This window comes from Nonomuraea sp. NPDC051941, assembly GCF_044593615.1.
On sequence record NZ_JBIUCF010000017.1, the window covers coordinates 1 to 24,564 of the forward strand.

Consider the following 24,564-nt stretch of genomic DNA (forward strand, 5'->3'; position numbering starts at 1 on the left):
TGGGAACACGGCATTCCACCGGAGCCAACACGAAGAACCCATTTATCCCGATTGCTCCACCGATGCGCGAGATGAGAGATCCCCAACGGGGTCCTGAAGGCCGGAGCACCGCCGACGATTCCGGTAGCAGATCGTGGCGGTGGCCAGGGCGGCGCCCCAGATCGGCCAGAAGCACTCCGGGAGCCAGGCGCCCCATTCGTCCAGGGTGAACCGGCCGGCGATCGTGGACCTGATGTAGGTCAGCCCGGCCACGGTGACGACGATCGAGACGAACCCGGCGGGGATGACCGCCAGCAGGGGCGGCACCCGCCTGCCGCGCAGGCCGGGGATCCAGCGCGGGAAGACCTCGCCCCACCGCTGGGTCAGCCCGAGCGTGAGCACGCCGCCGAACGCGCCGAAGGTCGCCAGGTACGCGCCGGCCAGCCACAGGCCGTCCTCTCCCTGGGCGAGGAACTCCGGGGTCACGCCGAGCGGGATGCCCAGGGCCCAGGCCCACCGGGTCAGGCAGTAGACCAGCGGCACCGCGACCGCCACGTACACGGCCCGGCGCCCCCGCTCGGGGGTGAACCAGCGCGCGGCATCCTGGCCGCGGCCGTACGACAGCGCCGCGGCGGCCAGGAGCAGCCCGCCGAGCACGCAGACGAGCTGGTTGAGCACCGGCCACGGCCAGGCGTCGGCGAGGGTGACGCCGCCCAGGCTCCAGCCGAACAGCGGCGCGACCAGCAGGAGGGGCGTGTAGGCCAGGCCCATCATGAGCCGGGAGTCGGGGACGACCAGGATCAGGAGCACGGCGATCGGCCAGGCCAGGTAGAGGGGCGCGCGGCCGCCGTCACCGCGGGCCAGCGCCAGCGCCGTCACCAGGGCGAGCAGCGCAACGGCGGCGATCCACCAGCCGAAGCTCGGCGTCGCGCCGGCCAGGACGGACAGCGCCCCGTCCGGGTCGGGGTCCGAGGCGCCCCAGGGGAAGCCGGGCGTCCCCAGCGCCCACGCCGCCCCGAGCAGGCCGTAGCCCAGCGCCCACAGCGCCGCCGCGTAGCCGCGACGGCCGGAAGTGAGGGTTTCCATGCGATCAAGCCTCGCGGGGGCCCGGTCGCCGGGGCCAGATGCCGTTCGGCACCTCCTGACCCCGGCGACCGTGCCGTTCGGCACCTAGGAACGGTTTCCCACGAAGACCGGAGGAGTCCGGTCCTTCCAGGGCATCGCCTGTTCCAGATGGGCGGCGATCCGGAACAGCAGATCCTCGCGGCCGTAAGGGGCGACGATCTGCACGCCGACGGGCAACCCGTCGGCGTGGCCGAGCGGCAGGCTGATCGCGGGCTGCCCGGTGACGTTGAACAGCACCGTGAACGGCCCGTAGCCGTCGAGCGACTCCAGCCAGCTCGTCAGCGTGTGTTCGGGATCGTCGTAGCGCAGCGTGCCGTGCGGCGCGGGCAGGCGGGCCAGCGTGGGGGTGACGAGCAGGTCGTGCTCGGTGAAGAACGCGCCCGCGGAGCGGGTGACCCGGTTCTGGACGTCGAAGGCGGCCAGCAGGTCCAGCCCGGTGTACTCCCGCGCCACCCGCAGGGCCTGCCGGGAGACGGCCTCCATCCGGGCCGGGTCCGGCTGTCTGGGTGCCAGGAGCAGCGTGGAGGCGATCGCCACGCTTTCGGCCACCAGGCTGCGCATGACCGCCTCCTGGTCCACGTCCGGGGCGGCCTCGGTGACGTGGTGCCCCGCCCGCTCCAGCGCGTGGCCCACGCGGAGCGCCGCCTCGGCCACCCGGCCGTCCACCTCGGCCCCCGACCAGGCCTTGGTGGTCACCGCCACCCTCAGCCGGCCGGGGTCGGCCCCGACCTCGTCGGCGTAGCGTCGCCGCGGGGGCGGCGCGGTGTACTTGTCACCGATGCCGGGTCCCTGGACGGCGTCCAGGAGGTGCGCGGCGTCGCGGACGGTCCGCGTGAGCGCGAACTCGTACGACATGCCGAGCATCGCCTCGCCCGCGTCGGGCCCGCAGGTGATCCGGCCGCGGCTCGGCTTGAGCCCGACCAGCCCGCAGCATGAGGCCGGGACGCGGATGGACCCGGCTCCGTCGCTGGCGTGCGCGACGGGCACCGCGCCGGCGGCGACCAGGGCGGCCGCGCCGCCGCTCGACCCGCCCGCGCCCCTGTCCAGGTCCCAGGGGTTGCGGGTGGGCCCGTACCTGAGCGACTCGGTGGCGAAGCTGAGGCACAGCTCCGGGACGGTGGTCAGGCCCAGCGTGACCAGGCCGGCGGCCCGGAAGCGGGCCATCAGCTCGGTGTCGCGCCCGGGGACGATGCCCGGCAGGGCCCGGCTGCCGAGGGTGAACGGCACCCCCTCGGCCACCGGCCCGTGGTCCTTGATCAGGAACGGCACCCCGGCGAACGGCCCGTCCCCGGCGTGGTCCAGCACCGGCCTAAAAATTGGCAGGGCCAGGCCGTTGACCTGCGCGTCCGCCTGCTCCAGGGCCCGCCTGGCGGTGGCCTCGACCTCTCCGGCGGTGACCTCGCCCGACCTGATCAGGTCGCGGATCCCGACGGCGTCGTACCTTGCGTATTCGTCAAGCTCCATGAAGAGCCTCTTTCTGGCGTCCTCGATCACATGTGGCGGTGGGCGGCGCCCGGGGCGCCGCCGATGACGAACAGCCTGAACAGCGGCGATGGCCGCGAATCGGGGGCCATCCCCTGCTGTGATCGAGGTGCTTCTACGCTCGGTACATCAGGACCCATGGTGGCGGGTGACGCCCAGGGCCGTCGAGCGGTTTTCCCCGCGACCGGGGTCCTCCCGGCGCACGGCTCGTGCGCCGGGAGGGCGGGCCGGCGTCAGTCGGCGGCGTGCCCGGAGCGCTTCCACGGGCCGGTGATGGCGAACACGTGGCCGGGCGACTGGATGTTGGCGAACAGGATGCGGCCGTCGGCGCTGAAGGTCGGGCCGGTGAACTCGCTGTCGTTGAGGTCGTTGCGGGCCAGCGGGTACGACTTGCCGTGCGCGCTGACGCCCACCAGGTGCTGGATGCCCTCGCCGTCTTCGGCGAGGATCACCCCGCCGTACGGGGAGACCGTGATGTTGTCGGGTCCGTCGTAGTTGGTGTCCTGGCTCGGGTCGGGGTTGACGCCGAAGATGACCTTGAGCGTGACCGTCTCGGTGCGCGGGTCGTAGAACCACACCTGGCCGTCGTGCTCGTTGACGCTGCCGTCGGTGTGCCGGGCGAAGCTGGCCACGAAGTACGCGCCGCCGTCGCCCCACCAGGCGCCCTCCAGCTTGCGGCTGCGGGTGACCTGGTCGTTGGCGAACTGCAGGCGCACCGACTGGGTCTTCGCGTCACGGTCGGGCACCTCGACCCAGCGGGCCTTGAAGCGCGTGCCCGGCTCGGTCGCCTCCGACAGGTCGGCAATGTGCGTGTCGTCCCGGTAGCAGCTCAGCGCCTCCAGCTTGCCCGCGGTGTCGCCGCCCTCGGACAGCGCCAGCGCCCGCAGCGCGCCCTTGCGACCGTGGAACCTCCTCGGCGGGGTCCACCGGTAGTAGAGCCCGTTCGGACCGCCGGCGTCCTCGGTCAGGTAGATCGCCGACGTCCTCGGGTCGGCGGCGACGGCCTCGTGCGAGTAGCGGCCGAGGAACTTCAGCGGCACCGGGTCCTGGTTGGCCTCGCGGTCGAACGGGTCGACCTCGAAGACGTAACCGTGGTCCTTCTGGTAGGCCCCGCCGGCGCGCTGCTCTGTCTCCTCGCAGGTCAGCCAGGTGTTCCACGGGGTCTTACCGCCGGCGCAGTTGTTGTGGGTGCCGGCCAGGCTGACGTATTCGCGGATCCGCTCGCCGTGCGCGTCGACGTCGATGTTCGTGGTGCCGCCCCCGGCGCCGGGGTCGTAGGTGAGGCCGGGCAGCGCCGGCACCCGATACGGCTCGCTGCCTCCGATCTCGTGGTTGTTGACCAGCGTGGCACCCCGGCCGTGCGGGAAGGCCGCGGTGCCGTCGGCGTCGCTCGGGGTCGGCTCGCCGCTCTCCAGCAGCGTCACCCCCGCCTCCGCGACGACGCGGTACGAGAATCCGGCGGGCAGGGCCAGGATGCCGGCCGGGTCGGAGACCAGCGGGCCGTAGCCGAGCGGGGGCCGGGTGGCGGCGAGCGCGGCCGGACCGGCGATGGTCTCGATGCTGCCGGCTAACGCGATGCCAAGGCTCCCCGCCGCGGTGCGGCCGAGGAAGGAACGACGAGAAACAGGTGAGGACACGGGACATCTCCTCTAGCGTCTGGGCGCTTGTACACCAGCCGACCCAACGATGCCACGGAGACGGCCGCCGCGCCGCCCGCAGTCCGCATGATGAACGCCGGATGAACAACCGGTTCCGTCCGGCGCCCTGGTGAGCGGGTCGGGGTTCGAAATTCTCACGACGCGGATAACAGTTGAAGAACGGACGATGGCGGGTCCGTGGTGCGGTGCATCAGCATGGAAACGTGACAGTCATTTCCGCCAGGCGGCGATCGACCGGGCGCCGGGGGCCGTACGTGGCCCGCGCGGTGGCCCAGCTGTTGTCCTGGCCGGCCCTGGAGCTGAGCGACACCAGGCGTGGCATGGCCTTCACCGTCCGCGGCACCGAGATCCTGCGCCTGACCGGCGCGGACGAGGTGCGCCTGTGCCTGACGGAGCCCGCGATCGAACGGCTGGAGCCGTACCTGCGCGACTGCGATCAGGTCCAGGTGGACGCCGACCACGCGTGGGTGACCCTGAGGGTCGAGGCCGAGCCGGACCTCGATCTGCTGCTGGCGCTGACCAGCGTGGCGATCAAGGCGCACGCCGCCTCGGAGGTCGCCTGATATCGGGCATGGGCCGCCCGCCCAAGGTGACTGATTTATACCGAAAAAGTGCCCTATGGTGCGGGCTTTGGAGCGTGCTATGACAAAGTCATGGCGTACGACGAGCGCCTCGAACGTGAGGCGATCCAGGACGTGGTGACCAGGCTGGTCGCCAGATTCACCGGAACGCGTTCGGCCGAGCAGGTCGAGGCGGCAGTGCGGACGGCCTATGACCGATTCGCCGACAGCCCGGTGCGCGATTTCATCCCGGTGCTGGTGGAACACGATTCCAAGGAGCTGCTGCGCGGCTCCAAGGAGTTGCTGCGCGGCGGCACCGGCTGACGGGGCCGCCTGACGGGTGACGGTCTCCCTTTCCGGGGTAGCTGAGCCGGCGGAACACGACAGGCTCGGCGCGGGGAGCGGGGATGTACTACGACCAGTTGCTCAAGATCGTGGAGCAGCAGACCGGGGCGGGACCCCAGGCCGCCGAACGCGCCGTGCAGGCCACGCTCCGTACGCTCTCCGAGCGGCTCTCCAAGGACGAGAGCCGCGATCTGCTCAGGGAGCTGCCCCCGGAGGCGATGCCCTGGCTCTACACCGAACGGGACCCCGAGACCTTCGGCGTCGAGGAGTTCCTGCGGCGGGTGGCCGAGCGCGCCGGGGTCGACGTCGAGGCGGCCGGGCGGCACACCCGCGCGGTCTTCTGGGCGATGGGGCAGGCGGTGAGCCCCGAGGAGTTCGCCGACATGGCGGCCGACCTCCCGGACGACTTCGAGGCCCTGGTCGCGGAGGCCGGACGCGGGTACGTCGAGATCGTGCCGGCCGGGGAGTTCCTGGCCGGGGTCGCGGAACGGGCCGGGCTCGACTACTCAGGCGCGCGCCGGGCCACCGAGGCGGCGCTGGAGACGCTCGCCGAGCGCATCGCCCCGGGCAAGGTCGAGGACCTGGTCGGCCAGCTGCCCGTCCAGCTGCACGCGCCGCTGAAGCGCGGGGTGGGCGGGGGTTCCGGCCGGGAGGTCCCGCTGGAGGAGTTCGTCCGCCGGATCGCCGCGCGCGAGGGCGTCTCCCCCGAGCGGGCTCGCGAGCACGCCAAGGCGGTCTTCACCATGCTGCGCGAGTCGATCGCCGGCGAGGAGTACGCCGACCTGGCGGGCCGGCTGCCCGACGAATACCGGACCCTGCTACCACGTCCCTGACAATCACCATTTACACGAATATTTGGCGGCTGTTCGAGCAGAATGCCTGTCATGGTCACCTTGATCAAGCGGCTACGGCAGGGGCTCGCCATCCGGGTGATGCGGGCGGCCAGGGCGGCGAACCGGAGTCCCCTGGCCCGCAGGCTCCTGCGCGGTCGCAGCATCCGGCGCTTCGCCCTGGTCAACCGGCTCTACCACACGGTGTTCCGGCTGGGGGTGGCCACCGGCGACCGCGACGCCGAGGCGCGTTACCGGGGCGTCGTGCTGACCGGCCCCGCGTGGGACGCGACGATCATGCCTTCGGTCTCGGCGGGGTACTACGAGGAGTTCGAGGTCGGCGTCTTCGAGCGGCTGGCCTCGATCAGCCGTTCCGTCCTCGATGTGGGGGCGAACATCGGCGTCTACACCTGCACCGGCGCGGCGCGCCTGCCCGAGGACGGCAGCCTGATCGCCTTCGAGCCGGTGCCGGAGAACATCGGCTACCTGCGGCGCAACGTGGAGCGCAACGACCTCGCCGCCCGCGTGACCATCGAGCCCGTGGCCGTGGGGGCGGCGCCGGGCCGGCTGACCGTGCACCTGTCGGGCGAGCAGACGGGCAAGCACTCGGCCGCCGCGGCGAACGTCGGCACCGCCGCCGGCACCCTCATCATGCCCATGACCTCGATCGACGCCTACCTCGCCGACGGCGGCCTCGGCCCGCCCGACCTCATCAAGATCGACGTCGAGGGGTACGAGGGCTTCGTGCTGCGGGGCGCGGCCGAGAGCCTGGCCGCGCTGCCGGCGCTGCTGTTCGAGGTGCATCCCGAGCTCCAGGAGAACTGCGGCTGCGCCGCGGGCGAGCTGCTCGACCTCGTCTTCGACCGCTACCCCTGGGTCTTCGTGATCGACGAGCTGGACAACGTCCTGCGGCCGTGCACGCGGGCCGAGCTCGACGACCCGCACGCGATCGGCCTCTACCGCTCCAACCTCGCCGCCGTCGGCAGGCCGGAGCACCTCGACGCGTTGCGGCAGTGGCACGGCCTCGGCTCACCCTGAGGGATCGCTGAGGGATCGCTGAGGGATCACGGCTCGGCTCTGCCGGTGGCCCAGGCCCACGCGGCGATGGCGACCCGGTTCCTGGCGTCGATCTTGCGCTGGATCGCGGCGATGTGGTTCTTGACCGTGCCCGGCGCGAGGAAGAGCTCCGCGGCGATCTCGGCGTTGGTCCTGCCGTGCGCCACCATCGCCACGATCTCGTCCTCGCGCTCGGTGAGGACGACGTGCGGCGTCCCGGGGGGCGTCTCGGGCAGGCCGCGCTGCCGGAGCAGCCGGACGGTGAGCTGGGGGCTGATGAGCATGTCGCCGTTCATCGCGGCCCGGACGGCCTCGACGAGCAGCGCGGGGCCGGAGCGCTTGAGGATGAACCCTGAGGCGCCGTTCCGCAGCGCCGCGTCGACGTACTCGTCCAGCCCGAACGTGGTGACGATCACGACGTGGATGCCGCTGCCCGCCAGCGCGCCGGCCACCTCGATGCCGTCGGCCCCGGGCATGCGGATGTCGGCGAGCACGACGTCGGGCCCGATCGCCCTGGCGGTCTCGATCGCGGCCCGGCCGTCGGCGGCCTCGGCCACGACGGTCATGTCGGGCTGGGCGTCGAGGATCAGCCGGAAGGCGGCGCGGATGCCTTCCTGGTCGTCGGCGATGAGGATGCGGATGGCCACCCCGGCGATTGTGCCAGCGGCAGGCGGGCGGCCAGCGACCACCCGTCCGGTACGGCCCGCGCCACCAGGTCACCGCCCTGCTCCCGGACGAGCGCGGCCAGCGCCGGCAGGCCGGAGCCGCCTCGCCGGCCGCCCCGCGTTCCCGCCACGCCGTCGTTGGTCATGGTGATCTCGAGCGCGCCGGACCCGGCGGTCACGGCGAGATCGACCCGGGCCGCCCCCGGGGCGTGCCGCCGCACGTTGGTCAGCCCCTCGATCACGATCCGGTAGGCCAGGGCCCCGGTGTCCGCGGGCACCGTCGGCAACGTGTCCATGCGCAGGCGGACCTCGGCGGGTCCCGCCTCGGAGAAGCGCTCGGCGGCGGCGCGGATGCCGTCGAGGTCGCCCGCGGGGGTGAGGGGCCGGTCGTGGTGCAGCGTGTCCAGGGTCCGGTCCAGCATCGACAGGGCGCGCTGGCCGGCCGCCTCGACGCGTTCGAGGGCGTCCAGCGGATCGCCCGCCACCATGCCCGCCTGGGCGTGCGCCACCATCTCGCTGATGTCGTGGGCGACGAAGTCGTGCAGGTCCCGGGCCAGCCGCAGCCGCAGCTCGGTCCGGGCGTCGGCCGCCGCGCGCGCCTGCCGTACGTCGAGGAAGCGCAGGTAGCCGCCCACGGCGGCGGCCAGCAGCGCGCCCAGGCCCCAGAACGCGGACGCGCCCACCGCTTCCAGCCACGAGACCGGGAAGAAGAACCTCAGCAGCCAGACGGCCCCGGCCAGGCCCGCCGCCGACGCGGCCGGGGCCGCCCGCCGGGGCGGCGCGTACCGGACGACCAGGCCGGCCAGCGCCGCGAGCGCCAGCCCTTCGGCCATCCCCAGCGCGTCGGCGCCCGGCGCCGCCTCCACCGCGCCCATGACGTGGGCGAGCGTGACGGCCAGGGAGACGGCCGCGGCCAGGAGCGTCAGCTCGGGCAGGCGCGACCTGAGCCGCGGGCGGAACGACGTGGAGGCCGCGAACGAGACCGCGGCCAACGCCGGTACGGCGTCGGCGACCCACATCAAGCTCACCGGACAGACGATACGCGCAGACCGGACACCGACCGGAACTCCCCGCGTGCTCACCGCAACTTTGGCGGATCCTGGGGCATCTAACCCGCCGTGGAGGCGCTGATCGCGGGGGATCCGCAGCAGATCGGGGACTACTGGCTGGCCGGGCGGCTCGGCGCGGGAGGTCAGGGGGTCGTCTACGACGCCTACGACCCCGACGGGCGGCGGGTGGCGGTGAAGGTGCTGCACGCGGCGGGCGACCGCGGGCGCTTCGCCAAGGAGGCGGCCGCGGCGGAGCGGGTGGCCTCGTTCTGCACCGCCCGGCTGCTGGCGGCCGATCTCGACGGCGGCAAACCGTACCTGGTCTCGGAGTACGTGGCGGGCCCGAGCCTGCGCGAGGCCGTGCGGGACGGGCGGCGCTTCACCGGCGACGACCTGCACCGGCTGGCGACGGCGGTGGCCACGGCGCTCACCGCGATCCACGAGGCGGGCGTCGTCCACCGCGACCTGAAGCCGGACAACGTGCTGCTCGGCCCGGACGGGCCACGCGTGATCGACTTCGGCATCGCCAGGACGGCGGAGATGTCGCTGACCAGGACCGGCGAGCTGGCCGGAACGCCCGGTTACATGGCGCCCGAGGTGCTGACCGGGCAGCGGGCGGGGACGGCGGCCGACGTCTTCGCGTGGGCCGCGATCATGGTGTTCGCGGCCACCGGGCAGGACGCCTTCGGCGGCGAGAACCTGGGCGGCGTCATGCACCGCGTGCTGACGCACCACCCCGACGTGAGCGCGCTGCCCCCCGGGCTGGCCACGCTGATCGAGGCCGCGCTGGAGAAGGATCCGCGGGCCCGGCCGTCCGCCCGCGACCTGCTGCTGGCGCTGGTCAGCGGCGACGGGTCCGACGTGGGCGGGCTGCTGGCGGCCGGCAGCCGCCGCGCCGGGGGGATGCGGGCGCCCGACCGGGACGACCCCGCGCTGGGCGCGATCGCCGAGGACGCCTACGGCTCGCTCGGCCCGGAGGCGCGCGACCTGGCGGCCGAGGTGTTCCTGCGGCTGGTGGCGGTGAACGCCGAGGGCCAGGAGACGCTGCGGCGGGCCGGCCACGAGGAGCTGTTCGGCGGCCGGCCGGACCACGAGGCGGCGGCCGTCCAGCGGATCCTGGAGGCGTTCTCGTACGTGGTCACCACCCGGGACGGGTCGGTGGCGCTGGCGCGTCCCGGCCTGGTGCGGGCCTGGCCGCGCCTGCGGACGTGGATGGAGGCCGAGCGCGCCGGGCTGGCGATGCTGGACGAGATCAACGCGGCGGCGCGGCACTGGGAGGAGCACGGCCGGCGCGACGGCGACGTGCTGCAGGGCAGCCGCCTGGAGCAGGCGCTGAGCTGGGCGGCGACCGGCCGCAGGCACCTGACGCTGACCCCGTTCGAGCGCGATTTCCTGCGTGCGGGCACCGAGCTGACCAGGAGGCGCAGCCGGCGCAGGACGCTGGTCACGTCGGCGCTGGCCGGGCTGCTGGCGGTGGCGCTGGTGGCGGGCGGGCTGGCCGTGTGGCAGCGCCGGCAGGCCGTCGAGCGGCTCGACATCCTGACCGCCAAGCAGGTGGCGGCCGAGTCCGACCGCATGCGCACCGCCGATCCGGGCCTCGCCATGCTGCTCAGCGTGGCCGCGTACCGGGTCTCGCCGCAGCCGGAGGCCCGCTCCAGCCTGATGGGCTCGCTCCAGCAACTGGAGACGGCCGCCTTCCGCGACCCCCCGGTCAAGGGCATGGGCCGGCGGACGCTGAGCCGCGACGGGCGCACGCTGGTCAGCTTCAGCGAGGGCGGCGTCAACGTCTACGACGTGCGCACCGGCAGGCGGACGGCGAGCTGGCCCGGCATGACCCTGCGCGGGACGATCATCCAGGGCCCCGCGCTCAGCCGCAGCGGGCGCCTGCTCGCCCAGACCACCTCGGACGAGCTCGGCGTCTGGGACCTGAAGACCGGCAGGACGCTGGTGCGCAGATCTCTTGAGCCGACCGGGAACGGCGGCTACGGCGTCGTGTTCGGCGAGCACGAGACGACGCTCGTCGTCACCATGGCCGACGACGTCCCCTTCCTCATCGACGTGACCACCGGGAAGCAGTTCGGCCGGCTGGTCTACGCGGACCGGACGATGGCGCAGACCCCCGCGCCGCTCGTGGATCCGACGGGGAAACACCTGCTGCTGCCCGGCTACCGGTTCGACCAGATCGGCCTGCCCGGCTGGACCACCGAGCGCCCCTTCCCCGCCTGCGTGAAGAGCCACGTCCTGGCGGCCTACAGCGCGGACGGAAAGACCCTGGCCTGCTCCGACGTCGCGGGCGACATCGTCCTCGTGGACGCCGTCACCGGGCGCCCGCACAAGCTGAAGGAAACGCTGAACTGCGGGATCTGCCACGACTCCGGACGGCTCCGGTTCAGCGCCGACGGGCGCTACATCGCCGGCTTCTACGGCCGCGACCTGGAGGTCATGCGGATCAGCGACCAGCGGACCGTCCTGCGCTACCGCGCCGAGGGCGAGTTCGGCGACGTCCGCTTCGACCCCGACGGCAGGACGCTGCGCTACCTCGTCGACGACACCGTCATCAGCGTGGACCTCGTGCCGCGCACCCCGTCCGTCGCCGTGCCCGACACCCCGACGCTCAGCCGCGACGCCCACTGGGCGGTGTCCTGGACGAACGGTGCCGAGCTGAGCGTGTTCGACCTGCGGACGCGTAAGGAGGCGGGCCGCCTGCGTGTCGGGGAGGAAGGGTCCATCCTGGGCATGGACGACGCCGGCACCAGGCTGGCCGTCGCCGGCATGGACCGCACGATCACCCTGTGGGACCTGGCGAGCAGGAGGAAACTCTGGTCCAAGCGGGTGGGGGAAGGCGACTACCAGCCGGCGTACGTCAACTTCACCCCCGACGGGCGCAGGATCGCCGTCACCCTCCTGCTGGGCGAGAGTCCGTTGATGAGCGTGGTCGTGCTGGACGCCGCCGACGGCCGCGCGGTGGCCGCGTACAAGACCCGGCTGAGCATCGGCCCCTTCCTTCCGGGACGGCAGGTGTTCGTCTCGGGAGACGGCAGGCTCGTCGACGTGATGACCGGCAAGGCCGTCGGCTCCGGGCTCGGCGACGCCGGCACGCTGGCCGTCAGCCGTGACGGGCTCCTGGCCGTCCAGGAGTCCGCCACCCACCGGATCGGGCTGTGGGACGTCAAGGGCCCGACCCCGCTGCGTCCCGTCCTGCCCCGCGCCGCCGGCGCCAGCGACGTCATCGTCTTCTCGCCGGACGGCAGGACCCTCGCCACGTCCACCGACGAGGGCGTGCTCGAGCTCTGGGACGTCCGGTCCAGGCGCCGGCTCGGCAGCTCGTACCGGGTCGGGGAGTTCGCCCCCTCGTCCATGGCCTTCGGCGCCGACGGGAGCGTCCTGTACGTCGGCATGCAGGACGGCCTGGAGGCCGGGGCCGTGCGCGAGGTGCCCGTCGGCGACGCGCTGATGATCGGGAAGGTGTGCGCGCGGGCGGGTCGCACGCTCACGCCCGCCGAATGGGACCGGTACCTCCCGGACGTGCCGTACCAGGACGTGTGCGCGGCCCGGTGACAGAATGCAAGTAACTTGCTCTTGCGAACTAGTCGCAATTAGGCTTCGCGTATGCATCACGACGGACCTGGCATCACCGCGATATCCGCCCAGATCATCGACCTCTACCAGCGTTGCTACGCCGCCCCGCCGTGGTCGGAGACTCCCGAGCAGCTCGGCCGCTACCCCGCCAAGCTCGCCGCGGGTGCCGCCAAACCGGGTTTCAGCGCGCTGACCACGACCGACGACGCCGACCGGCTCACCGGCGTCTGCTACGGCTGGCCGACCCCGGACGAGCTGAGCGGCAACCGCGTCTATGACGCCCTCGTCACGGCCTTCGGCCTGCCCGCGGCGACCGCGCTGACCCGCGGCGCCTTCGAGGTCGTCGAGCTCTTCGTCCACCCCGGCCACCAGGGCCAGGGGATCGGCGCGCGGCTGCTCGACGGGATGACCGCCGGCCGGCCCTCCGCCTGGCTCATCACCGACCCCGGCGCGCCCGCCGCCGGCCTCTATCGCAGGCTCGGGTGGCGGGAGGCGGGCCCGCTGCCGGCCGGCTTCTACCCGCAGTCGCGGGCGTCGGTCTTCACCCTGACCCGTCCGGACGCGTGATGCCCGGGTCTAGATCCAGCCGCGCTCCCGGGCCGCCAGCCCCGCCTGGAAGCGGGTGATGGCGTTCAGCTCCTGCATGACGGCGTGGATGCGGCGCTGAACGGTGCGCAGCCCGAGCCCCAGCGCCCGCGCGATGGCCTCGTCCGTCAGGCCGCCCGCGAGCAGCGCGAGCAGGTCCCTGGTCAGCTCGTCGGGCTCGCCGGGGCCGGCGGCGGGCCGGGGCTCCCCGCGCAGCGGGAACCCCCGCCGCCACTCGAGCTCGAACAGCGCGATCAGCGCGTCGAGCAGGGCGGACCGGTGCAGGATGAACGCCGCGTCGATGGAGTACGCCCCGTTGCGGATGGGGATCAGCGCGAGCGCGTCGTCGGCGATCCACATCTTGGCCGCCGCCCCGGCCACCACGCGGGCCTTCTCGCCGTGGGCCACGGAGTCCTGGACGAGCCGCAGCTTGCCGGGCAGAGCCAGCGACTCCAGGTCGTACACGCTGCGGTAGTCGATGCCCGACCTGAGCATGCGCCGCTCGCGCTCGACGTTGTCGGCGTGGCCGCGCATGACGTACGGGGGCTTGTCGATGTTGCGGAACATGGTCTGCGCGCTGTCCTGGAGCGCGTACGCCCTGCTGATGATGTTGTCGGTCCCCGTGACGACCTCGACCTGCTCGGCCGGGTGCGCCGCGTAGCGGGAGGCCAGGTGGAACGACGTGGTGAGCTCGTGGATGGCCGTGCGGACCTGGTGGAGCTCCTCCTCCTGGCGGGTGAGCAGCGGCCTGAAGGCGATGTCGGGGGCGACGGCGACGTAACGGGCGCGGCGGCCCGGCAACCTGCTGGCCAGGCCGCGCCGCGCGAAGGCCGCCAGCGTCCGGGCCGCCAGGGGCGTCGAGACGCCGCAGTGGGTGGCGAGTTCGGCGGCGGATGATCGCGGGTTCTCGACGAGCGTCGCGTACAGGCGGCTCTCTGCCGGTGACAGGCCGATCGCTTTGAGCATCGGCGACGCCCTTCCTCCCGCCGCAGGGATGGCGGGTTACCGCCACCTGGCGGGTTTTGGCCCGTTCGGCGGACTTGTGCCCTGACTCAATCCCAGATTAGGTCAGCGAGGAAACGATCTCCGGCGTTTCCCAGGTCTGGAGAAAGGTGTGCGTATGCTGTCCACCCCCCGGCGCCGCGGACTCGTGGCCTTATTCGCGTCCTTACTCGCGGCGCCGCTCGCCGCGGTCCCGCAGGCGGCCGTCGCGGCGACCGTCACGACGGCGACCACGACGGCGACCACGGGGGCGGCCACGAGGGCGAACGCGCCGGTGACCGGCCTGCCGGCGGTCAAGATCACGCTGATCACCGGGGACACCGTCACCTACGCGAAGGACGCCTCGGGCCGCGCCTCGGCCACGCTGGAGCCCGTCGAGGGTGCGGAGGCGCGGACGTACCAGGCTCAGCAGGACGACCACGGCTACTACGTGATCCCCGCTGACGCCGCCCCTTACGTCAGCGGGGGCCTGCTGGACAAGGAGCTGTTCAACGTCGACTACCTGGCGGCCAACGGCTACGGCGACGCCAAGACCGCGCAGCTGCCGCTCATCGTCCAGTACCAGCCGCAGACCAAGGCCGCCGACCTGGCGGGCAAGGCCAGGTCGCTGAAGGGCGGCACGGAGCCGATGGTGCTGGAGAGCATCGACGGCGCCGCGATCAAGGTGGACAAGAAGCAGGCCGCCGCGTTCTGGCAGTCCCTGGGAGGGGGCCGGAACGACGCCAGGGCCTTGACGAGCGGCCTGCGCAAGGTGTGGCTCGACGGCAAGGCCAAGGCGCTCGACGACGTCAGCAACCCGCAGATCGGCGCCCCCGCGGCCTGGGCGGCCGGCTACGACGGCACGGGCGCCAAGGTCGGCATCATCGACAGCGGCATCGACCTGGCGCACCCCGACCTGCAGGGCAGGATCGTCGCGTCCCGCAACTTCGTCCCGGCCGGCATGCCGGGCGGCGGCAACCCCGACGAGGTCACCGACCGGGTCGGCCACGGCACCCACGTGGCGTCGATCATCGCCGGCAGCGGCGCCGCCTCCGGCGGCAAGTACAAGGGCGTCGCCCCCGGCACCAAGCTGACCATCGCCAAGGCCCTGGACGACACGGGCAGCGGTAACAACTCCGAGATCATCGCGGCGATGCAGTGGCAGGCGGCCACCGAGCGCGTCCGGGTGGTCAACATGAGCCTGGGCAGCAGCAGCCCGACCGACGGCACCGACCCGCTGAGCCAGGCGGCCAACGAGCTGACCGCCGAGTACGGCACGCTGTTCGTGGTCGCTGCGGGCAACTCGGGCCCCGGCCGGTACACCATCGCCTCCCCCGGCGCGGCGACCTCGGCGCTCACCGTCGGCGCGGTGGACTCGGCCGACAAGATCGCTTCGTTCTCCAGCCGCGGCCCGCGCCTGAGCGAGGACTTCGCGATCAAGCCGGAGATCACCGCTCCCGGTGTGAACATCATCGCCGCGCGCGCGGCGGGCACCTCGCTGGGCGAGGGCAGCAGCGTCCCGGGCGGCGGTCCGATCGACGACAACTACACCGCGGCGTCCGGCACCTCGATGGCCGCCCCGCACGTGGCCGCCTCCGCCGCGATCCTCGCCGTCCAGCACCCCGACTGGACGCCCGAGCAGCTCAAGACCGCGCTGACGGGCACCGCGAAGCCGACCGACGGCACGGTCTACGACCAGGGCTCGGGCCGGCTGGACATCGGGCAGGCCGTCACCCAGCAGGTCTTCGACGACCTGGCGACGGTGCACGCGGGGTTCACCGACCCGTACACGGGCCAGACGCTGGCCAGGAAGGTGACCTTCCGCAACACCGGCAAGGACCCCGTCACGCTGGCCCTGTCGATGACGCTCAAGCGTGGTGACGCCCAGCCGCCCGCCGGGATGGCCACGCTCACCCCGTCGTCGCTGACCGTCCCCGCGGGCGGCGACGCGAGCGCGGACCTCACCATCGAGCCCACGCTCGGCGACCCCGGCTGGTACGAGGGCCGCCTGACGGCCACCGCGGGCACGACCCGGTTGACCGCGCCGATCGCCCTCCACAAGGGCGCCAAGCTGGACACCGTACGCGTCAAGCTGGTCGGAAAGCCGGAATGGACGCTCAACCCGGGGGTCCTGACCGCCCTCCGGGTCAGCGACACCGACCCGCTCCTCCAGGGCGAGCCGATGACCACGGCCACCGCGAACTGGCGGACCACCGACACGCCCGGCACGGTGGAGACCGAGCTCAAGCTCGCGCACGGCGGCGTCTACTCCATCGGCGACATGCCCTGGTGGTACACCAGGCCGGACCGGCAGATCCAGTACGCCACGCTGCTCGCCCCCGAGATCAAGCTCGACGGCGACACCACGGTGACCCTGGACGCGACCGAGCTCGAGCAGATCCAGGTGAGCACGCCCCGCACGTCGGAGCCGGTGTTCATGAACCTGATGGTCGCCCGCACGACCGCCTCGGGCCAGATGTACGCGGGCGCGTCGCTGCTCAGCTACGAGCCCGTGAACCGGGGCAGGTTCTGGGTCACGCCGGTGCGCAAGGCGCCCACGGTGGGCACCTCCACGGTGCTGTTCGACCAGATCCGCCGGGCGCCCGAGGTCGAGCTGGCCGTGCCGGGGCTCCGGCTCAACCCGCACTACGTCAGCGAGCACGATCCGCTGGTGCCGAAGTTCGCCGCCGACCAGCGCCTGAGCCTGACCACGGGCGACGACCTGCGCGGCGGCGCGGACGCGCGCGGCAAGCTCGTCTACCTCCCGGCCAGGGACTCGCTCGACCTCTTCACGGCCGACGTGGACCTGGCGATCAAGGTGGGGGCCGCCGGCGTGGTCACCAGCGACCGGTTCGCCTGGCTGCTCAGCGACTCGCACTACACGGACCACAACAAGATCCCGGTGCTGTGGATCGACAGCGGCGAGGCGGACCGGCTCGGCAAGGCCCTGGCCCGCAAGCCGTACCCGAGCGCCGCCCTGCGCGTCACGCCGACCACTCCGTTCGAGTACAAGCTGGCCTACTACGTGAAGGGGACCACGGCGGGCAAGCTGAGCTTCGCCCCGAAGGCGCGCGACCTCACCGAGATCGACACCACCTACCACGCCCGGTTCGCCCCCCAGCCCGGCACGTGGGGCCCGTACACGAACTTCACCGAGGTCAACCACACCTACAACCCCGAGCAGCGCTTCAGCATCCGCGGCTCGCACGCCTTCGCCGGGCCCACGGCCAGGACCGAGTACTACAACGCGCCCGGCCGGGACGTGCTGTGGGAGCGTGAGTTCACCTTCATCGACCCTGCCTCGGGCGGCGCGCGCTTCGCCGCTTCGGCCCGCGGCTTCAACCGCGCGACCAAGGAGCGGGAGGACTGGAACGAGGCCATCATGCCCTCGCAGTTCGCGGCCGGCGCCGGCCTGCCGGACTGGGTCACCCCCATCATCTACTGCGACGGCTGCCGCCAGGGCGACCGGCTGCGGCTGCGCGCGCTCAGCCCGATCGGCTTCGGCTACTACTCCGACGCCTCCGACCCGACCCACATGTACCAGGGCGCGCCGGGGACCGAGGAGCTCCGGCTGTTCAGCGGTGCCGCCGAGGTCAAGCCGCAGTACGACGACCTGGGCGTGCCCTACTACGGCGTCCCCGCCGGGTCCGGCACCTACCGGCTGACGAGCTCGTGGAAGGACGCCTTCCCCGGGAAGCACGCCGGCACCGGCGTGGAGACCAGCTGGACGTTCCGCTCCGCCCGCCCCACGGGCGACAGCAACCCCTACCCCTGCCTGGACTCCGTGCTGTGGGAGGACAAGCAGCCCTGCGCGCAGGTGCCGATGATCCGGCTGCGGTACGAGCTCGGCCTGCCGGAGAACGACACGGTCCAGGGCGGCCGGCCGTTCGCCTTCACCGTCAGGACCGAGGGCGGCCGCTCGTCGTCGCTGCGGGCGGTCTGGATCTCCGGTGACAAGGGTGCGCACTGGACCCGGGCCACGGTGCTGCCCGGCGGCAAGGTGCTGGTGCTCAACCCCAAGGGCCCCGGCAGCATCTCGATCAAGGTCGAGGCGCAGGACAAGGACGGCAACTCCGTCCAGCAGATCCTCTCCGACGCCTACCTCGTGAAGTGACCGCGGGAGCGGGGGCCGGGACATCCGGGCCCCGCTCTCAGCCGCCGGGCCCTCTCCGCCGGATGGGAGCGGCGTCGCCGTTCCGGGGCAGATCGCCGCGCTCCACCGGAGCCGGTGGCGAGGGAGCGGGCGGGCCCGTGCCGGTCGCCGGGCGGGCGCCCTGCGCGGCCCGCTTCAGCACCGCCCGGTCCACCTGGCCGACCGGGCAGATCAGCCGGATGTGGTGGTCCTTGCGCACGGCGACGTACTCCTGCTCGCCGCCGTTCACGACGTACCAGCCGCCGCCGTCACGCTCGCACGTGCCCGTGCGCACATACGGCCCGCGGTCGATCCGCAGCTCCACCCGCTTGCCATCGGGCGAGGTGTAGACCGCGCCGAAACCGTCGTCGTTGATCACGCCGACCGACTGCTCGGACACTTCGTACCCGGGCAGGTCCACCACGTACATCAGCTCGGGAGCCGCGCCCTGCCGCCGGGCCAGGTCCATGGCCGCCCGGCTCGGCTCGGTGCCCCGGCGCGACGACACGATCAGGGCTTGCGCGCGATGCCGCCGAACATGAGGCGCTGGCCCACGGTCAGCTCCTCGGGGACGTCCGCCTCCGGACGCCACAACGGCAGCGGCACGACGCCCGGCTCCACCAGCTCGAACCCCTCGAAGAAGCCGGTGATCTCCGCGACGGTGCGGAACCTGCCGGTGCCGAGGAGCGCGAGGTACTGCTTCTCCGCGTCGCGGGACTCCTGGCTCGAGTCGCAGAAGTGGGTGATGAAGAGGTAGCTGCCCGGCGGGACGGCGGCCATGTACGCATCGACGATCCCCTGCGGGTCCTCGTCGTCGTGCAGGTGGTGCAGGATGCCGACCAGCATCACGCCGACCGGGCGGTCGAAGTCGATGAGCTGCTTGACGGCCTCGTCGCCGAGGATCGCCACCGGGTCGCGCAGGTCCGAGGTGACCACCGCGGTGCGCTCGTTCTCGGCCAGGAGCGCCCGGCCGTGGGCCAGCACCATCGGGTCGTTGTCGACGTAGACCACGCGGGCCTCCGGGTTCGCGCGCTGCGCGACCTGGTGGGTGTTCTCCACGGTCGGCAGCCCCGAGCCGAGGTCGATGAACTGCGTGATGCCCTGGTCGATCATGAAACGGACGCCGCGGTCCAGGATCTGGCGGTTGTAGGCCGCCACGTCGTAGATCTCCGGGATGACCTTGACGATCTCCGCGACGAAGGCGCGATCGACCTCGAAGTTGTCCTTGCCGTGCAGGACGACGTCATAGGCCCTGGCGATGCTGGGCCTGGTCGTGTCGATCGCGCTCTTCCACTCATCCGACTTCTCGCCCACAGGTGCCCTTCCTCACGGAGTCGATCATCAGGATCATAGGGCGGATCCGGCCCGACAAATGCGCTTATCACCGCATTGTCGCCAGCCGTCTGCTTCGCCGCGCGGCACGCCGTACGCGCCGCGGCCCCGGAAGGCGGCTTCGGCCCGGCCTCCCGGTCTAAGCTGATCACGGCGGTGAGCGAGCTGGCCCGCGACTGCTACGGACAGGGGGGCTGGTGGTCGAGCAGCCTCGGCATGGGCGGGGGGCGGTGTGAAGTCCGTCCCCGATGAGCCGCTGCGGCGGATCCGCACGCTGGAGGGCGAGCTGGCCGACGCCCGCCAGGACGTGCTGGCCCTGGTCGCGGAGCTGGAGGAGCGCGACGTACGGCTCAGGCGGGCCCACCGGGCGATCTTCCGCGAGCTGGAGGACGCCCTGCGCCCGCCGATCCCGCACGTGGAGCAGGCGCGGCTGGCGGTCTACTACTCCTCCTCCGAGGACGACGCGCCGACCGGCGGCGACCTCTACGACGTCGTGATCATGCCGGGCGGCGAGCTGCACGTCGTCGTGGTGGACGCGGCCGGCCACGGCGTGGCCAGCACCCGCGCCGCGCTCAACATCATCCACGCCGTCCGCGTGCTCTCCCTGGCCGGGCTGCCGCTGGAGAACGTCGTGGAGCGCGCCGCGGCCATCCTGCAGCCGGTCTACCCCGATCTGGCCGGCACCGTACTGGTGGCTCGCTTCGACCCCCGTACCGGCGTGCTCCGGGTGGCCACCGGCGGCCACCCGCCACCGCTGATCGTGGCGCCCGGCGAGCCGGCGACGTACCTGGAGGCGTGGGGGCGCGGCCTCGGCTACCCGGATCCGGGCAGCGACCACGTGGCCGAGCGGTGGCTGGGGCCCGGCACGCTGGTGCTGTTCTACACCGACGGGCTGGTGGAGGCCCGGCGCGACCTCAACGCGGGGCTGGACGAGCTGGCCGAGCTGGCGGGCCGGCACCGGGACCTGCCGGTGGACGAGCTGACCGACACCCTCGTACGGATGATGCGCCGCGAGGTGCTGCACAGCGACGACACCCTGCTCCTGGCCATGCGCTGGACGCCGGCGCGCGAAAGTTGACCTGGAGCGCGCTCCAGCAGGCAGGGTGGACCCATGCACAACGCCATGCGAACGCGCACCATCGGAAACCGCCAGGTCGGGGCCGTCGGGCTCGGCGCCATGCCCATGTCGGTGGCCGGGCACATGCCCGACGAGGACCAGTCGATCCGCACCCTGCTCGCGGCCCTGGAGGCCGGTGTCACGCTGATCGACACGGCAGACGCCTACACGCCTTCGCACGACGACGTCGGCCACAACGAGCGCCTGGTCGCCCTCGCGCTGGCCCGCTGGGGCGGCGACGCCGACACGGTGCTGGTCGCGACCAAGGGCGGCCACACCCGCGTCGCCGGCGGCGGCTGGTCCGTGAACGGCGACCCGTCGTACCTCAAGGAGGCCTGCGAGCGCTCGCTCAAGGCCCTCGGCGTGGAGAGCATCGGTCTCTACCAGCACCACCGGCCCGACCCGAAGGTGCCGTACGCGGAGACCATCGGCGCGCTGAAGGACCTGCACGACGCCGGCAAGATCCAGATGGCCGGCATCTCGAACGCCAACCCCGAGCAGATCAGGCTCGCCCACGACATCCTGGGTGAGCGCCTGGTGAGCGTGCAGAACGAGTATTCTCCGCGCTTCCGCTCCAGCGAGCCCGAGATCGACGTCTGCGCCGAGCTCGGCCTGGCGTTCCTGCCCTGGTCGCCGCTGGGCGGCATCGGCCGCACCGGGGAGCTGAGCCAGAGGGACGCCTTCACCGAGATCGCCGAGACGCGCGGCGTGTCCCCCCAGCAGGTCTGCCTCGCCTGGGAGCTGGCCCGCAGCCCGGTCGTCATCCCCATCCCCGGCGCCAGCCGGCCGGAGACGATCCTCGACTCCATCGGCGCCGCCGACCTGGAGCTCACCGAGGAGGAACTGGCCCGCCTCGGCTGACCTCAGCCGTCACGACCCCGAGCGTGACCGGGCCCGTCACGAGCCGAAAGTGACCGGGCCCGTCACGAGCCTCGGGTGGACGGCGGCAGCGCGCGGGAGATGGCGCGGGCGCTGGTGCGCAGGAGCGGGGCGAGCGCGTGGGGCGACGTGCCGCCGTGGTGGACCACGAGGGACACCGCGGCCACGACGTCGCCCCGGGCGTCGTGGATCGGCGCCGCGACCGACACGGCGTCCATGGTGACCTGCCGGTCGCTGACGGCGTAACCGCGGGCGCGGGTGTCGGCGAGCGCGGCGCGGATCTGCCGCGGGGTGGTCATGGTCCGTTCGGTGTAGCGGGTCATGGGGCCGGCCACGACCTGCTCCTGCACCTCGGCCGGCGCGTACGCGAGCAGCACAAGGCCGACGCCCGTGGCCGTGAGCGCGAAGCGGCCGCCGACCCGGGTCAGCACGGGGACGGCCTTGCTCCCGGCGATCCGTTCGACGAACACCACCTCGGCGCCCTCCCGGACGGCCAGCTGCACGTTCTCGCGGGTGACCTGGGACAGGTCCTCCAGGTACGGCAGCGCGGCCTCGCGCAGGCCCAGGCCGCGCGGGGCGAGCGAGCCGATCTCCCACAGGCGCAGGCCGATGTGGTAGCACCCGGCCGGATCCCGTTCGAGCGCGCCCCAGGCCAGCAGCTCGGCGGCCAGCCGGTGCACCGTGGAGACCGGCAGGCGGGCGTGCCGGGACAGCTCGCTGAGGGTGAGCGAGCGCCGGTCGGGCGTGAACGCGCCGAGGATCTGCAGCGCGCGGGCCACGACCGGGCCGGTGCGTTCGGCCGTTTGCCTGGGGGCTGGGATCTGCATCGGCGGCTCCCTGGTCAGAGTTCGAGGACCAGCCTGGGGCAGGCGGCGCGGGAGACGCAGACGAACATGGTGTCGTTCACCGCCCGCTCCTCGGAGGTGAGGAGGGAGTCGCGGTGGTCGACCGCGCCGGCCAGCACCGCGGTCTCGCAGGTGCCGCACGTCCCCTCATGGCACGAGGATAGGACCTGCACGCCGGCCTCCAGCACGACGTCGAGGATCGAGCGGTCCGGGGGCACGGTGAGGGTGACGCCGGTGACGGCCAGTTCGACCTCGAAGGACTCCGCCCTTACGAGGTCGGCCGCCTCCCTGGGCTCGAAGCGCTCCACGTGCAGCGTGCCGGACGGCCGGTCCGCGCAGCGGCTCTCGACCGCCGCCAGCAGCGGGGCGGGGCCGCAGCAGTACACGAGGGTGTCCGGGGTGGCCCGCGCCAGGAGGGCGTCGAGGTCGAGCAGGCCGTGCTCGTCCTGCGGGCGCAGCTCCACCCGGTCTCCGTGCGCGGCCTCGAGGTCGCGGGCGAACGCCATCGAGCCCGCCGTACGACCGCCGTAAGCCAGGTGCCACCGGGCGCCGGCGGCGTCGGCGGCCCGCACCATCGGCAGGATGGGCGTGATGCCGATGCCTCCGGCGACGAACAGGTAGCGGGGCGCCGGGTGGAGCGGGAAGTGGTTGCGCGGGCCTCGGGCGAGGACCGTCGTGCCCGGGTGGAGGTCCTCGTGCACGTACGCCGAGCCGCCCCGGCCGTCCGGCTCGCGCAGCACGGCGACGCGCCAGGTCGTGCGGTCGGCCGGGTCACCGCACAGCGAGTACTGGCGGACGCGGTCGCCGCCGAGCACCAGGTCGATGTGCGCGCCGGGCTCCCATGCGGGCAGCTCGGCGCCTGCCGGGTCGCGCAGGTCGAGCGCGACGACCCCGTCGGCGACCGGGTCCCGAGCCTGCACGACCAGCTTGCGCTCAGCGCTCATCGGGCGGCTCCCGTCCCCGACAGGGCGTCCGGACGCGCCGTCCCGACAGGGGCGTCGGGTGGCGGCGGGTTCGTGGGGGTGTCGTGGCCGGTCGGGTGGCCGAGGAGCCATTCCCAGACCTCGACGGGCCCGTCGGCGACGTGTACGGCGCCGCAGTGGCAGGTGCCCTGGAGCAGGTCGCTCCCCGGCAGCCACACCACGCGGAGCAGCCCACGCCGGGTGGGCACGCGTCCGGGCTCCATGCCCGTCACGCCTGCCGGGCCGGGGCGCCCTGCCCCGCCAGTCCGGCCAGCATGCGCCGGGCCGCCAGCCCGCCCGTGTCGATGTTGATCGACAGCTCCTGGTAGCCCGCCGGCTCGGTCGCGATCACCCGTTCCAGCACGTCGAGCGCGGCCACGTCCTGCAGCACCACCGTGCGGTTCTGTTCGGCCAGGAAGTCGGACACGCCCTGGTCGTCCAGGGCGAAGTCGCGGGCCACCGCCCAGAAGTCGTGCGTGGAGTGCTCGGTCTCGGGCGTGATCGCGTACACGACCTCGACGTGGAAGGCGTCCGGGTCGCCGCCGTCGGCGTTGGGCAGCACGCCGAGCGGGGCGATGCGGGAGTGCAGCTTGTACAGGCACGGCGAGGTGTACTCGATGTCCTGCCAGCGCATGATGCGGCCGGTCAGCCCGGTGGACTTGGCGTAGAACGGCGGGCATTCGGCGTCGTCCATGTGGCGGCTGACGTGCACGATCCCGGCCTCCTCGTCCACCGTGGTGGTGATCGGGGTGGCGGCCACCTCGGGGGTGCCGATGTACCCGCCGTGCAGGTACGTCTCGTGCGACAGGTCCATGAGATTGTCCACCAGCAGCCCGAACCGCGCCTGGAGCGGCTCCATCCCCGACACCGTCGTGTACTCGGGCGAGTCCAGCCAGGGCGCGCGCGGGATGCGGGCCGCGTCGGCCCGGGCGGGGTCGCCGATCCAGACCCAGACGAAGGAGTCCAGCTCGACGACCGGGTAGCTCTTCAACCGGGCGGTACGCGGCACCCTGGTCTGGCCGGGGACGGCGACGCAGCCGCCGTCGGCGCCGTAGGTGAAGCCGTGGTACCCGCAGACCACCTGGTCCTCGACGAGCCGGCTGGGCGGCTGCGACAGCGGGAACCGGCGGTGCACGCAGCGGTCGGACATGGCGGTGACGGTCCCGGCGCGGGTGCGCCAGAACAGGATGGACTCGCCGCATATGGTGCGGGTGAACAGCTCCTGGCCGATCTCTCGCCCGTACGCGGCGACGTACCACTGATCGCGGGGGATGCTCGACACGGCGACTCCTTCGTGGTGCGGCTGCCGGTGGGAACGATGGTGGCTCGGCCGCCCGGAGCGCGGAACAACGATTCCCGGATGCCGGAAAACTCGCTCTTCCCGAGTGCCGGATTCTTCTTTA

General features: G+C 72.8%; 21 protein-coding genes. 9 read left to right on the plus strand and 12 right to left on the minus strand.

Going from position 1 to position 24,564, the window contains the following annotated elements; translation table 11 throughout:
- Positions 1–42: 42 nt before the first annotated feature.
- The 3 genes from ACIHFD_RS27420 to ACIHFD_RS27430 form a co-directional block, all read right to left on the minus strand.
- Positions 43–1,065: a hypothetical protein gene (locus tag ACIHFD_RS27420; RefSeq protein WP_397369265.1), complete on the minus strand. Its 1,023-nt coding sequence runs from the start codon at positions 1,063–1,065 to the stop codon at positions 43–45.
- Positions 1,066–1,149: 84 nt separating this feature from the next.
- Positions 1,150–2,568: an amidase gene (locus ACIHFD_RS27425; protein ID WP_397369266.1), complete on the minus strand. Its 1,419-nt coding sequence runs from the start codon at positions 2,566–2,568 to the stop codon at positions 1,150–1,152.
- A gap of 251 nt (positions 2,569–2,819) precedes the next feature.
- Positions 2,820–4,223 (minus strand): alkaline phosphatase PhoX, encoded by a 1,404-nt coding sequence (locus tag ACIHFD_RS27430; RefSeq protein ID WP_397369267.1) that lies wholly within the window; start codon positions 4,221–4,223, stop codon positions 2,820–2,822.
- A gap of 224 nt (positions 4,224–4,447) precedes the next feature.
- Here ACIHFD_RS27430 and ACIHFD_RS27435 point away from each other — a divergent pair, with 224 nt between their 5' ends.
- The 4 genes from ACIHFD_RS27435 (at position 4,448) to ACIHFD_RS27450 (ending at position 7,017) form a co-directional block, all read left to right on the plus strand.
- Entirely contained in the window at positions 4,448–4,807 is a 360-nt protein-coding gene (locus ACIHFD_RS27435) for a luciferase family protein (RefSeq protein WP_350742907.1), read from the plus strand.
- A 90-nt stretch (positions 4,808–4,897) separates the two neighbouring features.
- Positions 4,898–5,128, plus strand: coding sequence for a three-helix bundle dimerization domain-containing protein (locus ACIHFD_RS27440; protein WP_397369268.1), 231 nt, complete (start codon positions 4,898–4,900; stop codon positions 5,126–5,128).
- Positions 5,129–5,211: 83 nt separating this feature from the next.
- Entirely contained in the window at positions 5,212–5,982 is a 771-nt protein-coding gene (locus ACIHFD_RS27445) for a DUF2267 domain-containing protein (RefSeq protein WP_350742909.1), read from the plus strand.
- A gap of 51 nt (positions 5,983–6,033) precedes the next feature.
- Positions 6,034–7,017 carry an FkbM family methyltransferase gene (locus ACIHFD_RS27450; RefSeq protein WP_397369269.1) on the plus strand — a complete coding sequence of 328 codons (984 nt, stop codon included), beginning with the start codon at positions 6,034–6,036 and terminating at the stop codon, positions 7,015–7,017.
- 26 nt (positions 7,018–7,043) lie between these two features.
- Here ACIHFD_RS27450 and ACIHFD_RS27455 read toward each other — a convergent pair whose 3' ends face one another.
- Both ACIHFD_RS27455 and ACIHFD_RS27460 read right to left on the minus strand, forming a co-directional pair.
- Entirely contained in the window at positions 7,044–7,682 is a 639-nt protein-coding gene (locus ACIHFD_RS27455) for a response regulator (RefSeq protein ID WP_397369270.1), read from the minus strand.
- Positions 7,622–8,728, minus strand: coding sequence for a sensor histidine kinase (locus ACIHFD_RS27460; protein WP_397369271.1), 1,107 nt, complete (start codon positions 8,726–8,728; stop codon positions 7,622–7,624). The genes ACIHFD_RS27455 and ACIHFD_RS27460 overlap by 61 nt, the downstream gene beginning before the upstream one ends.
- Before the next feature lie 90 nt (positions 8,729–8,818).
- On the opposite strand from ACIHFD_RS27460, the gene ACIHFD_RS27465 reads away from it, so the two are divergent.
- Complete coding sequence (locus ACIHFD_RS27465) at positions 8,819–12,307, plus strand: protein kinase (RefSeq protein WP_397369272.1); 3,489 nt, start codon at positions 8,819–8,821, stop codon at positions 12,305–12,307.
- 51 nt (positions 12,308–12,358) lie between these two features.
- Positions 12,359–12,895: a GNAT family N-acetyltransferase gene (locus ACIHFD_RS27470; protein ID WP_350742917.1), complete on the plus strand. Its 537-nt coding sequence runs from the start codon at positions 12,359–12,361 to the stop codon at positions 12,893–12,895.
- 9 nt (positions 12,896–12,904) lie between these two features.
- Here ACIHFD_RS27470 and ACIHFD_RS27475 read toward each other — a convergent pair whose 3' ends face one another.
- Positions 12,905–13,879 carry a helix-turn-helix domain-containing protein gene (locus ACIHFD_RS27475; protein ID WP_364249047.1) on the minus strand — a complete coding sequence of 325 codons (975 nt, stop codon included), beginning with the start codon at positions 13,877–13,879 and terminating at the stop codon, positions 12,905–12,907.
- Between the two features lie 154 nt (positions 13,880–14,033).
- Here ACIHFD_RS27475 and ACIHFD_RS27480 point away from each other — a divergent pair, with 154 nt between their 5' ends.
- Positions 14,034–18,008, plus strand: a complete 3,975-nt coding sequence (locus ACIHFD_RS27480) for a S8 family serine peptidase (protein WP_397369273.1) — start codon at positions 14,034–14,036, stop codon at positions 18,006–18,008.
- 37 nt (positions 18,009–18,045) lie between these two features.
- Here the strand turns inward: ACIHFD_RS27480 and ACIHFD_RS27485 are convergent, their stop codons facing one another.
- Together ACIHFD_RS27485 and ACIHFD_RS27490 are read right to left on the minus strand one after the other, a co-directional pair.
- A complete protein-coding gene (locus ACIHFD_RS27485) occupies positions 18,046–18,534 on the minus strand; it encodes a hypothetical protein (protein WP_397369274.1) in 489 nt (162 codons plus the stop codon).
- A 2-nt stretch (positions 18,535–18,536) separates the two neighbouring features.
- Positions 18,537–19,340 carry an SAM-dependent methyltransferase gene (locus ACIHFD_RS27490; protein WP_397369275.1) on the minus strand — a complete coding sequence of 268 codons (804 nt, stop codon included), beginning with the start codon at positions 19,338–19,340 and terminating at the stop codon, positions 18,537–18,539.
- Between the two features lie 250 nt (positions 19,341–19,590).
- Here ACIHFD_RS27490 and ACIHFD_RS27495 point away from each other — a divergent pair, with 250 nt between their 5' ends.
- Both ACIHFD_RS27495 and ACIHFD_RS27500 read left to right on the plus strand, forming a co-directional pair.
- Complete coding sequence (locus ACIHFD_RS27495; RefSeq protein ID WP_350742927.1) at positions 19,591–20,436, plus strand: PP2C family protein-serine/threonine phosphatase; 846 nt, start codon at positions 19,591–19,593, stop codon at positions 20,434–20,436.
- 45 nt (positions 20,437–20,481) lie between these two features.
- On the plus strand, positions 20,482–21,336 hold the full coding sequence (locus tag ACIHFD_RS27500) for an aldo/keto reductase (protein ID WP_397369276.1): 855 nt from the start codon (positions 20,482–20,484) through the stop codon (positions 21,334–21,336).
- A 62-nt stretch (positions 21,337–21,398) separates the two neighbouring features.
- On the opposite strand, the gene ACIHFD_RS27505 is transcribed toward ACIHFD_RS27500, so the two are convergent.
- The 4 genes from ACIHFD_RS27505 to ACIHFD_RS27520 are packed head-to-tail and all read right to left on the minus strand — an operon-like array spanning position 21,399 to position 24,443.
- Positions 21,399–22,181 (minus strand): IclR family transcriptional regulator, encoded by a 783-nt coding sequence (locus ACIHFD_RS27505; protein ID WP_397369277.1) that lies wholly within the window; start codon positions 22,179–22,181, stop codon positions 21,399–21,401.
- Between the two features lie 14 nt (positions 22,182–22,195).
- Positions 22,196–23,143 (minus strand): PDR/VanB family oxidoreductase, encoded by a 948-nt coding sequence (locus ACIHFD_RS27510; protein WP_397369278.1) that lies wholly within the window; start codon positions 23,141–23,143, stop codon positions 22,196–22,198.
- Complete coding sequence (locus ACIHFD_RS27515; protein WP_397369279.1) at positions 23,140–23,370, minus strand: hypothetical protein; 231 nt, start codon at positions 23,368–23,370, stop codon at positions 23,140–23,142. The genes ACIHFD_RS27510 and ACIHFD_RS27515 overlap by 4 nt, the downstream gene beginning before the upstream one ends.
- Positions 23,371–23,390: 20 nt before the next feature.
- Positions 23,391–24,443, minus strand: a complete 1,053-nt coding sequence (locus ACIHFD_RS27520) for a Rieske 2Fe-2S domain-containing protein (protein WP_397369280.1) — start codon at positions 24,441–24,443, stop codon at positions 23,391–23,393.
- Positions 24,444–24,564: the final 121 nt, after the last annotated feature.